At 35.7% G+C, this 13,461-nt stretch carries 15 protein-coding genes and 1 pseudogene; 8 read left to right on the top strand and 8 right to left on the bottom strand.

All coding sequences use genetic code 11. The annotated features are described in order from the left end of the window. The first annotated feature begins 3 nt into the window (after positions 1–3). From NDN13_RS04190 to NDN13_RS04180, 3 genes are all read left to right on the top strand, one after another. Positions 4–876, top strand: coding sequence for an NAD(P)-dependent oxidoreductase (locus tag NDN13_RS04190; protein ID WP_251117280.1), 873 nt, complete (start codon positions 4–6; stop codon positions 874–876). Between the two features lie 171 nt (positions 877–1,047). Continuing rightward, positions 1,048–1,662: an RDD family protein gene (locus NDN13_RS04185; protein WP_251117279.1), complete on the top strand. Its 615-nt coding sequence runs from the start codon at positions 1,048–1,050 to the stop codon at positions 1,660–1,662. 103 nt (positions 1,663–1,765) lie between these two features. Then, positions 1,766–3,172 carry a molybdopterin-binding domain-containing protein gene (locus NDN13_RS04180; RefSeq protein ID WP_251117278.1) on the top strand — a complete coding sequence of 469 codons (1,407 nt, stop codon included), beginning with the start codon at positions 1,766–1,768 and terminating at the stop codon, positions 3,170–3,172. A gap of 113 nt (positions 3,173–3,285) precedes the next feature. On the opposite strand, the gene NDN13_RS04175 is transcribed toward NDN13_RS04180, so the two are convergent. From NDN13_RS04175 to NDN13_RS04160, 4 genes are all read right to left on the bottom strand, one after another. Further along, entirely contained in the window at positions 3,286–3,804 is a 519-nt protein-coding gene (locus NDN13_RS04175; protein ID WP_502799552.1) for an isochorismatase family protein, read from the bottom strand. A 90-nt stretch (positions 3,805–3,894) separates the two neighbouring features. Continuing rightward, positions 3,895–4,176 carry a hypothetical protein gene (locus NDN13_RS04170; RefSeq protein ID WP_251117277.1) on the bottom strand — a complete coding sequence of 94 codons (282 nt, stop codon included), beginning with the start codon at positions 4,174–4,176 and terminating at the stop codon, positions 3,895–3,897. A gap of 311 nt (positions 4,177–4,487) precedes the next feature. Next, positions 4,488–4,697 carry a hypothetical protein gene (locus NDN13_RS04165; protein ID WP_251117276.1) on the bottom strand — a complete coding sequence of 70 codons (210 nt, stop codon included), beginning with the start codon at positions 4,695–4,697 and terminating at the stop codon, positions 4,488–4,490. A 48-nt stretch (positions 4,698–4,745) separates the two neighbouring features. After that, positions 4,746–5,339, bottom strand: coding sequence for a LysE family translocator (locus tag NDN13_RS04160; RefSeq protein WP_251117275.1), 594 nt, complete (start codon positions 5,337–5,339; stop codon positions 4,746–4,748). A gap of 452 nt (positions 5,340–5,791) precedes the next feature. On the opposite strand from NDN13_RS04160, the gene NDN13_RS04155 reads away from it, so the two are divergent. Together NDN13_RS04155 and NDN13_RS04150 are read left to right on the top strand one after the other, a co-directional pair. Beyond that, positions 5,792–6,235, top strand: a complete 444-nt coding sequence (locus NDN13_RS04155; RefSeq protein ID WP_251117274.1) for a BLUF domain-containing protein — start codon at positions 5,792–5,794, stop codon at positions 6,233–6,235. 192 nt (positions 6,236–6,427) lie between these two features. Beyond that, positions 6,428–6,745, top strand: a complete 318-nt coding sequence (locus NDN13_RS04150; protein WP_251117273.1) for a DMT family transporter — start codon at positions 6,428–6,430, stop codon at positions 6,743–6,745. A 303-nt stretch (positions 6,746–7,048) separates the two neighbouring features. Here NDN13_RS04150 and NDN13_RS04145 read toward each other — a convergent pair whose 3' ends face one another. The 3 genes and pseudogenes from NDN13_RS04145 to NDN13_RS04135 form a co-directional block, all read right to left on the bottom strand. Then, positions 7,049–7,636: a lysozyme gene (locus NDN13_RS04145; RefSeq protein WP_251117272.1), complete on the bottom strand. Its 588-nt coding sequence runs from the start codon at positions 7,634–7,636 to the stop codon at positions 7,049–7,051. Positions 7,637–8,623: 987 nt separating this feature from the next. Beyond that, positions 8,624–9,078, bottom strand: a pseudogene (locus tag NDN13_RS04140) (hypothetical protein). Positions 9,079–9,170: 92 nt separating this feature from the next. Then, positions 9,171–9,452, bottom strand: coding sequence for a hypothetical protein (locus tag NDN13_RS04135; RefSeq protein WP_251117271.1), 282 nt, complete (start codon positions 9,450–9,452; stop codon positions 9,171–9,173). Positions 9,453–10,286: 834 nt separating this feature from the next. Here NDN13_RS04135 and NDN13_RS04130 point away from each other — a divergent pair. From NDN13_RS04130 to NDN13_RS04120, 3 genes are all read left to right on the top strand, one after another. Continuing rightward, positions 10,287–10,556 carry a YARHG domain-containing protein gene (locus NDN13_RS04130; protein ID WP_004807247.1) on the top strand — a complete coding sequence of 90 codons (270 nt, stop codon included), beginning with the start codon at positions 10,287–10,289 and terminating at the stop codon, positions 10,554–10,556. Positions 10,557–10,650: 94 nt separating this feature from the next. After that, positions 10,651–11,064: an HIT family protein gene (locus NDN13_RS04125; protein WP_251117270.1), complete on the top strand. Its 414-nt coding sequence runs from the start codon at positions 10,651–10,653 to the stop codon at positions 11,062–11,064. Positions 11,065–11,317: 253 nt separating this feature from the next. After that, positions 11,318–12,421 carry a porin gene (locus tag NDN13_RS04120; RefSeq protein WP_251117269.1) on the top strand — a complete coding sequence of 368 codons (1,104 nt, stop codon included), beginning with the start codon at positions 11,318–11,320 and terminating at the stop codon, positions 12,419–12,421. Between the two features lie 108 nt (positions 12,422–12,529). On the opposite strand, the gene NDN13_RS04115 is transcribed toward NDN13_RS04120, so the two are convergent. Further along, a complete protein-coding gene (locus NDN13_RS04115) occupies positions 12,530–13,408 on the bottom strand; it encodes a LysR family transcriptional regulator (RefSeq protein ID WP_251117268.1) in 879 nt (292 codons plus the stop codon). Positions 13,409–13,461: the final 53 nt, after the last annotated feature.

Below are 13,461 nucleotides of genomic sequence, written 5' to 3'. Positions count from 1 at the left end.
AGTATGACTCAATCTGTTGCATTCATTGGTTTAGGCGCTATGGGCTATCGTATGGCGGCGCATCTTCCTAAATATTTCGAAAACGTTTTTGTCTGGAATCGAAATTTTAGTAAAGCAGAACAGCATGCAACAGAATATGGAACTCAAGCCGTTGAACTTGCTCAAGCGGTTCAGGCCGATATCATCTTTTCTTGTTTACCGACTAGCGATGATGTTGAAGCATTAATCGAAGGTATTGAAATTAAGTCAGGCTCGATCTGGATTGACTGCACCAGTGGTGTGCCTGAAGCGGCACGCCGTCTGGCTGAGAAATTAAAAGCTCAAAATGTGGACTTTTTGGATGCACCCGTCAGTGGGCAAACGGTTGGCGCTGAAAATGCAACCTTAACCGTCATGGTTGGCGGCGATGTCAATGCTTTTGAACGTGCTTACCCTGCAATGGCAGCCGTCGGTAAATTGATTCAGCATGTGGGTGAATCTGGTGCTGGCTTTGCGGTAAAAGCCATTAACAATATGTTGCTCGCTGTGAATTTATGGTCTGTTGCCGAAGGTTTTAGTACCTTAAAAGCACATGGTGTCAATCTGGATGCCGCACTGAACTGTATTAATGCTTCTAGCGGCAAAAGTCTGGTTACCGAAACCATTTTCCCACAACGTGTTCTTAGCCGTGAGTTTCCAGTGACATTTGGTCTGCCATTACTTGCGAAAGATACAGGTATTGCGCTTGATCTCGTCAAGGATGCCAAGCTCCCTGCTCCGATTTTGTCGTTAACGCAAAGCTTGATTCAAGCAGCGAATTTAACTGCTGAACCTGATAGTGACTTCTCCGCAGCCGTTAAAATGTATGAATCTTGGAGTAAAATTACGCTGAAATAAGAAAATTTTAGCGTTAAAATCCTTTTTAAAATGTTAAAACCGCTCTGTTGAGCGGTTTTTATATCAATATTCTTTTTATTTACATAAAATTAAGATTGTTCAAAATGCTTAATTTACTTAAAATTATTCATCTTAAATTTTAATAATTCATAATATATTTTTGAGGGAATAATGGAATTTCTACCGACTGAAGTAGACAACGAAAAAGTCTATGCGGGATTTTGGAAACGTTTAGCTGCCGCTATTATTGATTCATTAATATTGATTCCTTTTATGGTTATCGCGCATCACACCCAAAGCATATCTATTATCAGTTCAATGATAACGCTAGTGATTTCTGCGGTATTATTCTCTGTTTACGTTATTTATTTTCATTATCGATTTGGTGCTACTCTTGGAAAAATGGCTATTAAGATAAAAATAACTTGCCCTAATGGAAGTAAAATTAGCCTGAAACAAGCTTTAATAAGATCTTCCATTGACATAGGATTTTCTCTTCTTACTGTTATTGCTCAACTTATCGCACTGAAGCATGCTGACCCCACAATTTATTTAAATGCGGGATTCACTGACCGAGCGAAATATATTTTACTGCTATATCCTGCTTGGTATAGTTTAGTCAGCACATTGAGTCAAGTTTGGTGGTGGAGTGAATTTATCACTTTACTTTTTAATAAAAGGAAACGGGCTATTCATGACTTTATGGCGGGTACGGTAGTTATTAAAAAGCAGTATGAAAACAAAGAAATCACTACCTCTCTTAACAGTATTACTGCTAACCATTAACTTTTTTAAAGCTTAGATAACCTTTTCTTCTTTTTAATTTCTGATTCATTATTAATTTAAAGAGGTATCTCGAATTAGAGTTATCTCTTGGACTTATATATTTATGCGCAAACTTCCAGTACCAGAAAAACTCCCCTACGATCTTACTACAATTTACTATCGCCTCTTTATGCAACTTCCTATAGGTGAGTTAAAGGATACTGTAGACTTAGAATCCGCACTTAATCAAGTGAATGCTCATGATGTTCATGCCTTACAGAATTATCCACCCCATCACTTATCAGCATACACAGGCTGGTCAATTAATTCAGAATCAACTCAAACTGCAAGTAAACAACATCCTGTATTAATTGATCGTTTATACTTCTGGGGGCCGCAACTCTATCGATCAGTGAACCCATATAAACTGGATCTAAGAGGTAAAAATCTACTCAAAATTCCACAATATACAGAATTACCGGAATCTGTTGATGCCATTATTCCAGAAGACGATGAGCGTTTAGATGTTTCTGATTACGATAATAAAAAAATTATATCGCCAATATCTGTAATGCAAGGCGTCATCCAGCAAGGAAGCGTAATTAAACAAAGTGATCTGATCTTAGCTAAAAATGAGAAAATCTCACCAGAAAAATTGATTGTGCTAAGACGCGCTGGAATTAAACAACTGACAATTTATAGAGATCCACGAATTCTCATTGTTAGTATGCATAGCTTTGACGACGAGCATACACTTTGTGAAGAAAGCTTATATGTTAAAGACTTATTGAAAACGTGGGGCTATAAACAGATCGAGATAAAACTGCTTAAACCACAGCGCCATGATTCCGCATTTAATAGTCTTAAGAAGGAGGAAGATCCTACTTTAGATGATACATTAACAACAAATTGGACCGATTATAATCAATTTTTTGAAGATCATATTCCTAATTTTGATGTGATGATTCTATGTTCGCATAAGGACATTGGTGGTTCAGTATTTTCAATTGGTAGACTTACTGCCTTTGATCCTGGCAGTATGACCTCAAATTTCCAAACACGTTCTATCCCTGCTAATGAAATGAGCATCATTAGAAGTATGCCTAGAACACCTCCTATACGTGAAACGGTTCAACTATACGATGATCAGGGTAACCATAAAGGCTTAAAAGTCATCATTACAGAAGATAAGACGACGATCATTAATTTACCTGGTGATATACAAGATATAGCCTTACTCATGCATTTCATGGTGAAGTATATTTTAAATAAACATGATCCCGATTTTCTCAACAAAATATTTATAAAAGGTCGTGTCAAACAAAAAATTGAAACTGATCAAAATAAGAGAAAATTGTTATGGGGTAAATATCAGTTGCAAGATGATGGTCAATATTCATTAGAGATCATTGAACAACAGCACACATATCAGGTAGAACCTTTTCTTACTGCAAATTGTATTGTGATTGTCCCATTTGCAGAGCAACCCATTCACCCAAATGAAGTACTTCATTTTATAAAGATTGATTAGGTGCACATTGAATAATCAAAATCGTTCAACGTATAACAAGCCATAACCTTGTTATACGTTTTTATAGTTCGAAAAATTCAGAATAAGACATTTTTCTTCTGCTATTTAAACCGTTATTTCGGCTCATGAAAATCAACCTCATTCACCGATGCACAGATCCTAATTTCATCACCAAGCGACCACTCTGCTACTCTCGCCGCCATAGCAGCAGGTACACCATTTGATCCTGGCCCTGCTGGCACATCATACGTTGCATGTGCATCATGTGGTAACAATACATCATAACCAAGCTCTAGTGCTGCACGTGCAGTTGCAGCAACACACATCTCGGATAGGACACCACATATTGCTAAAGATTTGATTCTATGATCATGCAATATCTGCTGAAGTCGGGTTCCGCTAAAACCATTATCTTGATTTTTTCTTATGACATACTCATTCGATTGTGGCGAAAAAAATAGTGCCCAGCCAAATTGATATGGCTCATCTGCAGAACCTATTTCCCTATCATTTTGTAGGAAAATCACAGGAGCATTAGCTGCTCTTACCTTAGCAAGTAAGATACTGATTGATGCAATGAGTGATTTAGAGGCAGGCACAGCATCACTACCTGATACAAAAGCGTTCTGCACATCGACAACAATCAGTGTATCTACTACATTCAGTTGAGTTGAGATAGATATCTCCTCATGATTGAAAGTTAACTCGGTTATAAATCTGAATTATTTATTATTTACATCAATTTTAAAGATCTTTCCATTACAGACTAAAACTGTGTATATCTGCATATCAATCTCATATACATATTCTGTAGCCTCACATAAGCGACGACCTTCTTTGTAAATGAAATACCTTGGGTAAGGCTTTCCCATTTTTCTAAGCAAATCACTTTCACTGTCTCCCACATTAATAAGCTCGTAAGATGAGCGTATTGAGTTTGTTTCTCTAGCAAGTGTAGTTGTTGATATTAAAACTGAAATTATTCCTAAAATTATGTATTTCATTTTATAAGCCGTTTGTTATTAGAACAATTAATTTACCAAATAGTCAAAATAAAGTCATTAAGGGAAAGTCCCTTTCTAAGACTTCCATCTAAACTGTTTAATTGCGATAGATTAGAAATCTATCGTGTATTTAGCATTAAGATTTGAATGCAAAGGTATATAAAGTCAAAAGGCTTAACCTTTAATTTTCTTATAAATTAGTAAGTAAAAACAAATAAATGGGAACAGCTAGCTTTTTTCAATTGAAAAAAGGAGTATTAAAAACCCATGTCTAAACGTGGGTCAATGTCTTCAAACCATGGCTAATGAATCTACGCAGCCCCGACATACCGATAAATACTGCCATCTTTAGGATTTTCAAAGAGTAAATCCATATTGGGTAGAAGAATCTCCCCTTCAACTTCGATATGTTCAATTCGTTTAAAGAAGGGAATTTCTTGATCATTGACAGCTTTTACTTTGGCTGTCGCGATCTTTTCGGCCTCAAATTGATCCTTTACCTTAATTTTTATAGTGCTCATTAAAAACTCCAATTTTTTAAATTTTAAATACAACAGCAAAACCCCAATTTAGAACGATGAAATTGCTGAATAAGCCAGCGGCATCGCAAAGAAAGTTAAAACAAATGCTGCTGAACGTTGTAAGTTGCGTTGATTCAGCCAAGAAATTTTGTTGGAAATTAAAATAGATCCAAATGCAATCCATAAAAAAGCAATTGGGGTGATCAATGCTAAGAATATGCCCATATGAACAATATATTCATGTAGGTTGAGCCAAGCAGTGTGTGGAAAAATGGCTGAAGCGAATAATAAAGCTTTAGGGTTCAGTAAGGTTGCTACAAATAAAGCCTTAGACGTAATCAAAGGTTGGTTCAAATCCAACTCTTTGGTTGAAGTAATCCATAACTTAATTGCCAAATAGATAATAAAAGTCGCACTAAGCAGCTTAATTAAAGGCGGTAGCCAAGGCACATAGTGTGAAACAGACTCAAGTAAAAAGCCCCATGTTGTAATGGCAATAAAATAACCAATAACCTCAGCAGGGATTAATTTTAGTGAACCTTTAATACCCGTTTGGATTCCAGACGAAGCCAATAATGTATTCGTTGGACCTGGTGTTAGTAAGATCGTAATGATCAAACCAATAAATAGAAATGACACCATAGACAAATACCTTTGCTAAGTTTCGCAAACGCAATATGGCAAACCAGATCTAGTTTTGTCGACAAAATGGTTGTAACCAAAAATATTTATTCTTATATTTTTCATTAAAAATCAAAAGATTAATTCATTTGCAATTTGATTTTAAATTTAACCAATCTTTCGTATATGTGTGATAAAAGTCACATTATTCTCAATAATTCCATATAGATAGAGCCACGTATTTCACACAATATTATGATTATTCCTAAGAATTCATAGAAGAAATTCAAGTCTAAATATTGAAGAGGCCATCTCACTTCTGCGTGAAAAAACATGACCTACTACCACTTCACTTTACCTAGCTCTAGAAAATCACAGCTTATAAAATTCGATATCTGTGTTACAGACTAAACTATACAAGACATTGTTTTTTCTATATAACAAAAGCTCAACCCTCAAAATGAGCATATCTAATGGAGTCTGTTAGACTTTTATACGTAAGTAAAATTAAGCATATTGACTCTAACTTAAAAACAGATTTAATTAAAATTCTCGATGAAGCTGTAGACTTTAATTACCGCAATGATATTAGAGGTGTTTTATATTATGGTCATGGTTATTTTGTACAATGTTTAGAAGGTCAAAAAGACATTGTTGATGATTTATTTTATAACAAAATTGTGAAAGATGAACGTCATATCAATTGTGAAATTCTCTATTACACGGTGTGCGAGAATCCATTTTTCTCTCAGTGGTCTATGAAATTTTCACCCATCAATCAGAACATTTCAGACTTTTTTATGAAATATCATTTAGAAGAGTTTAACCCTTATTTGTTAACGGCCGAAACCGTTGAGAAATTCGTTTCTGTTCTAGCTGGAGAGCCTGAATATGATGTACAAGCATATGTTTCATAACTAAAGTGGCTTTTCTTTTACACTCAAGGTATCTGCCCTTTTAGATACCTTTTTACCAATCGGAATAAAATTTAACAAAAATAAATTGAAGTTATCTTCTGGCAATGTTTATATAGCTTACGAAGAGGACGACCTCTTTATTCAATTTTCAAGCTTTAGGACGACCTAAAATATTAATAATGAGGTGTCGAAATGGCTTGGGCATATCTAATTTTAGCTGGTATTTTTGAAATTGTATGGGCATATTCAATGAAAATGTCTGACGGTTTTACCAGGCTCACCCCTAGCATCATTACCATTGTATTCATGATTTTGAGTTTCGGTTTACTGGCTGTCGCTATGAAGACCTTGCCTTTAGGCACTGCTTATACGATTTGGGTCGGAATCGGAGCTGTTGGTGCCTTTCTGATTGGAATATTCTTTTTACATGAACCTATGGGTTTTTTACGCCTATTAGCTGCTGCATCTATCGTATTCGGTGTGGTATTAATGAAAGTGACAACACCCTAGTTTTCAATTGTATAAGGCCCTCAATTGAGGGCTTTATACTACAGAATTCAATTCTAATTTTTATTCATTTTAATAGATATAAAATAAGCAATAGCCAAATTAGAAAACCAACTGTAAGAATGGTGCTGTTGTATCAAATTTAGGATTCCTATCTGCGGGATTACATAGATTTAAGGCAGTAATAAATGCAGAAGCACATTTAGAACAAGCCCCTAATCCGATGGTACGCCAAATTTCATAAACCCTAGCTGGTATTTCGAACCCAAAACATTCTTCAAATATCTATTCTTGGTTTATATGGCCTTAACCTCTTTTTAGAAACAACTTTCTCTCAGCCTCCCGACGGCGAACTAATCCTTTTAAGACCTTACCACCACCTTTATTCCAAACCAAAAACTGGTCTGCCGCATCTTGGTAAGCTAGTGCATTCAAATACTTTAGCAATGTCGAATTTTTGAAAGCATTGCTGCCGATGTTGTATGCTAATGAAACCAGAGCATCGAATTGATTCTGAGAAAGTGGAACAGTGACAGCTTCATTTACAGCCTTTTGAAAGTACTTTAAATCATGTTGAAAAAAAGACTTTGCTTGCTCTGATGTACAATAATCCCCTTGCTTAACTCGAACACCCGTTGGATAAACTGTGGTGCCAAATCCAATAGACCACACACCAACGCTATCGTCATAGGCATGTAGCTTTAAATCCTCAAAGCTTGTAATAAGATTGATACCATGAGCACTTATAGACATTTCAAAATCAAAGGCTGCACCTAACATATCGCCGGTATCATAAGCCGTTGCAACATTCATTTGCTTATCTTTAGCATCATTCCATTTTTGAGGGTGCCTAACATCAATGTGCTTGCGGAAATAATCCAAGATAGTCTTCATGATTCCTCACCTACCATTTTCACATCATTCGATCTAACCAAATAAATCCACAATATCATTCATAAAGATTGAAAACCGTATATTAACGCTAAATATATCAAAGCACTGACAATCCTTAACGTTCAACATTTGCATTACATCATCTCTAACCAATCAATCAAAACCTATTGAATGTAACAATATGCTGAATAATCACAATGTCTCTTTAATCGACATTTATCAAAGCCTACCAATTAATCTTCATTCAATTGCCTTCAGCCAACATACTAGCTAAAATTACGCTTGCAGGAGCGAGGACTTCCCGATGGATGTATTCATACTTCACAGGGTTCCTGCCGTTGGGCCAATTTTAACCGGGTCTGCTTCCGCAAAGGTAACGCCTTGGGAAGCCTAAAGAACGAAGGACGCCGCCCCTAACAGTTTCCTTTGAAGCTGAGTAGGATAAAAGAATCATGGTCACAGTGAAGTCTTTATTAAGAGCCCAAACTATGGGCTTTTATTTTGTAATCCTTAATAATTTTGCTTTATCATTCAATTTGAGGCAACAGACTCGCCCTTGTAGCTCCACTTTCCATACTTTAAGCTGCATAGTAAATTCAGGGTTATATACAATTAAAAAGCCCACTCGATGAGTGGGCTTCCCCTTAATTCTTTTTGCGCTGAATGAAGGTTATTGTTGTTTAGTTATTGTCAAACAACATGGCAAATATAGATAAAAGTGTGACGCAAATCAACAAAATTATGCTTATTTTGATTAAATTTTAAAGATCAACTAAATAATGATGAGCTGTAGAGTATCAGAACATCGTATCGACAAAAGCTTATTTCTTCTTGCTGAACTTGGCTATAAGCGCGAAAATAAAAAATATAGACAAAATGATAAAAACAATGTTCATATAAAAATTCTAATTAAAATAAAGTATTATCTATCATAAGCGATAAAACTGAAAAATCCCACCTTTCGATGAGCATTTAAACGAACTGAATTTATTCTCCAACTGGAACTGATAATTTAAGCTGATTATTCTTTTGCTCTAAAGGCATATGATTTTGCTGGGTAATTATAATCTCGGTCTGAAATGACGCCTCTATTTCGAGCCTTCTGCAATGAATTTAATTGTTGCTCATATTCATACGCATTTAAAGCACGAGTATCATTGTTTTTTAGAAGATATTGAGATCGTTCAAATGGGCTCATATTAGATGTATTTGACCGAGTTTCATACATCTTCGCCGCATTTACATCATGCTGATTTAGACGATCTTGTTCTTGTTGCTTTGCTGACTCAAAGAAATCAACATGTTCACGACTTTTGATTTCATATTCGGGTGTGTCATTTTTTTAAGATTAAAAGTGATGGAGGCTTATTAAACAAATCATCAGCACTATACACAGAAACAGTCACAACTGAATTTATTAGAAATATTAATATTTTTTTCATTAAGTATACTCAATATAAAATAAAGAAAGACAAGGATATATTTTATAATTTCTACACAATTCTTTCAAATTTAAACACTAAAGACCAAATCATCAAGAATCTTGTCGGTAAGTAATTTTATCCATTCTATTGGTACAATACTTATATTTCTCTTCTTTATTTTCAATACCGACCGTATGAACACATGAACAAAAAAGTAGTACTTTGTTATGCTCAATGCTGCTTGGTACATCTACCCCATAACATTTACTGTCAATTTCGCTTAGTCGGGGAGCCATAATCCATTTACCTGAGTAAAGGGGATAGCCGAGTCCCCCTATAACAATAATGATCAAGATAAGGATGGGAAGGTTGCTTTTAATATATTTCAGCATTTTTCATATTCTTGTTAAAAAGCTTAAATTTCAATGGCGCTTAGGTAATAAATTAGAAATTTAATTTATAAAACCAAATAAATATCAATTAATTATATTTAAATCTCAGACACATCGCAATCAAAAGATTAGGATTACTTCCAATGCAAGTCCAGTATTCACTATAATAGCGGTGCAGGAGCAAGGACTTCCCGATGGTTGTGTTGATACTTCACAGGGTTCCTGCCGTTGGGTCAGTAATTTTACTCCCATTGACACAAGCGGTAATTAACAATTATTTAAATTGATTAAGATAAGCCCGTAGTCAATCGAAAGAACGAAGGACGCCACCCCAAAGGCTCACTATTTAGTTTAGTGAGCCTTTATTTTTTAATCCGCGTTGACTCTTATTCATTCTAAATATTTTGAATAAAGCATTCACGATCCAATTTTTATGATTTCAAATCCATTTACAATCTTCATTGTTTATTCTGCAATTGAACTAATACAATCTCAAATATCATTTACATTTTATTTTGTTAAAACGTATATGGCAGTAATCAATATATAAATAAACCTTTAAAAAGAGCGAAATACCATAAAACAAGCAATTTAATGCACAATAAAAATCATCTTAATCAGTTGTTTTATATAAAATTACAACAAAGTTCTTGATATATAAGGCTTTTCCATATTATAAGGATAAATTATGGAGTAAACTTACACTCGTACCATACAGTTTCATTGAAATTTCATTAATAAACCTTATATTGGTATATGCGTAGCGATCAAGCGCCATATGGATCTAACTTCATACAGCATTGATTTATACTTTTTTGATTAGAGGAACACCTCATGAATAAGTTAATGGTTGCGGTTTTTGCTGGCTTAATTACCCTAACAGGTTTTAGTGTACAAGCTGCAACACCAGAACAAGAATGTAAAAAGTTACAGGATGACTCGAACCTGATCTATGCATCTAAAGGATTCTGTTTTAAAGACGCTGATGCTAAAGCGAAGTTTGGTAACGAAAATTGCCATACGACTAAGCCAAAGTTTTCTGATAAAGAACAACAACGTCTTGATGAAATCAAAGCTCGTCAAAAAGAGCTTAACTGCAAATAAGCAACCAAATATCGTGTTTTAAACGCGTCAATTCACTCTCGAATCAGAGAGTGAATTCAATTATTGAAAAATAAGCCTATCTAAAGGATGAATCATGGCATACGATGACCAAAATATTTTTGCACGAATCCTACGTGGTGAATTACCTGCAATCAAAATCTATGAAGACGATCAGGTTCTCGCTTTTATGGATATCATGCCCCAAGCAGATGGTCATGCTTTAGTGATTCCAAAGAGTCCAGCTGTTACCTTATTGGACCTCCCTGCCGATGCAGCTGCATATACCATTCAAATCGTGCAGAAAATTGCCAAGGCAATGGAAACTGCTTTAGATGCCAAAGGTATCGTCCTTATGCAGCTTTCAGGTGTAGCAGCGGGACAAACCGTCCCTCATGTGCATTTCCATCTAATTCCAAGTTCAGTACATGAACTTGGTCGTCATGCCGCAAAAATGGGTGATCAAGACAAAATTACAGCGCTCGCTGAAAAAATCAAAGCTGCACTTTAAGCACTGATTTTTATAAAAACGGAGTGATTACTCCGTTTTTTTGTTTTCTAATTATATAAAAAACAAGAAGAAATATAATTATTACTAAATATGAATCGTCATCAAACTGTCATTTTTCTTTCACTTCTCTGTCACAAAGTTTACCGATACTGCATACAAGTCAGTGAGCTATGTAACTTTATGTACATAAGCAAGCTTATAACAGTAACTAAGGCATCAGCCATTTACAAAAAAGTGTTTTGGAGAAATCTCAATGAAAAAATTGCTTCTTGCTGCTACTGTAGCAACTTTAGCCATGAATGCAGCACAAGCAGCACCAACATTGTATGGTAAGCTCAATGTGACTTTAGATCAAATCGATAAAAATGGCTTTAAAGATGAAAGCGTAACAAAAGTAAACTCTAACGCTTCTCGTATTGGTGTGAAAGGTGAAGAAAAACTGACTGATAACCTTTCTGCAGTTTACTTGATCGAATGGCAAATTAGTGCAGATGGTGACGGTGATGTATTCAGTAACCGTAACCGTTATGTCGGTATTAAATCTGATGGTATCGGTACTTTAAAAGTAGGTCAGTTCGATTCTTACTTTAAAAATGCTGCGGGTAACAACCAAGATATTTTCAACGACCACAATGAACTGGATATGACTAAAGTTTTAGTGGGTGAAGATCGTTTAAAGAACGTGATTGGCTTTGAAACAGATAAAAAATTACTTGGCGGTCTAGCATTCAACATCATGTTCCAACAAGGTGAAGAATCATCAGCTGTTAAAAATAATGCAAAAGGCCAAAAAGGCAGCCGTGATGGTTTTGGTGATGGTGTTTCTACCTCTCTTACTTATGAAAATAAAGATTGGGGCTTAGCAGCAGCTGTTGCAGGTAACTTTGGCGTCGCTTCTAAATATAATGCTTATAGTGACTTAAGCGGTGATAATAGCGTTTATTCAGATGCCATCCGTGTAACAGGTTCTTTGGATTTAACGCCTGCAGGTGTTGATGGTCTAGTGTTTGGTGCATTATGGCAAACAGCTCAACCAACAGATGACACTGTTGCGGTAACAAGCGGTACTCCAGCTGTTGTAACATCTTATAAAGGCTTGCAAGAAGATGCTTATGGCGTAACAGCTGCATACGTAATCCCTTCTACTCCTGTGAAGTTAAAAGCAGAATATATCTCTTCTACAACTGAAGTGAATGGTCGTGAAGATCGTAAACAAGATCTTTACGGTGTAGGTGCTGATTATCAAATCAACAAACAAACACGTTTCTACGGTGTTGTAGGTCAACAAAAACGTGATTGGTTAGTGAAAGATGATAAGAAAACAACCATCGGTTTTGGTATGGAATATAACTTCTAATTTGAAGCTACTTCCTATCTTATAAGAAAAAGGGCGATCTTGATCAGCCCTTTTTCTTTTTGTATTGCACTCACAATACTTCGATATTTCTTAACTCGGAAGCTCCCATCAAAAAAAGTCTTTGATAATTTTACGGAAACTCTGAATAACAGGCTCTTTGGTTCTGCCTCGTCTAAAAATAAGCGAAAATGGTGCTGTATAGCCAAATGTTGCTGGAAGTAACACTTTTAAGCGTTGCTGTTCCACCCAATATTGGGCAAAATGCTCTGGTAAATAACCAATATATTGTCCTGATAAAATAAGCACTAATTGTGCTTCCATCGAATCAACTGTAGCAAAAGAATGCTTAAATCCTTGTTTGGCCAATTCGGTATGACTCCAATAACCACGACTGACCATTTTTTCACGCCGAATAATTTCTGCCGTTAGACCTTGCTGCTTATATAAACGATGTGTGTCACTGCAAAACAACCACTGCTGTTCTTTGTGCAAGGCTTGATACATCACGCCATTCATCTTTAGAAAAAAAGATCCAATCGCAACATCAAAACGATTTTCCAAAATCCCCATCTGCAACTCATAGGGAGGTTGCACCTGCAATTTAATATAAACATTTGGATTCTGTTCTGAAAACTGTTGGATGATTTGATCTAAAGGGATATTTCGATCTGTCACCATCGAATCCAGCATCCCTATTTTAATGGTACCCGTCAGTTCGCCTTTGATCTGAGCAGTATGTCTGGAAAAATTTTCTAACTCATTGAGTATGCGCTTGGCTTCCTGAAAAAACATTTCACCTTTTTGAGTTAATGCAAAACCACCACGTCCACGTTCACATAATTTGAAACCGACCATATGCTCCAATTGATTCATATAGGTACTGATGGCCGAGGTTGATAGGTTGAGCTCTTGCTGGGCATTGGCAAACCCTTGATTCTTTACAATACTGACAAAAATTCGAACTAACTTGATATCCATATGCGTCATGGCTTTTATCTCAATTTTCCCTCTGCCTCACTTCATCTTAAAACATTCTTGTA

Origin of the sequence: Acinetobacter sp. C32I (genome assembly GCF_023702715.1) — a bacterium.
Lineage (GTDB): Bacteria > Pseudomonadota > Gammaproteobacteria > Pseudomonadales > Moraxellaceae > Acinetobacter.
Note: the sequence above shows the minus strand (reverse complement) of the source record. Positions and strands in the feature narration are given on the sequence as shown.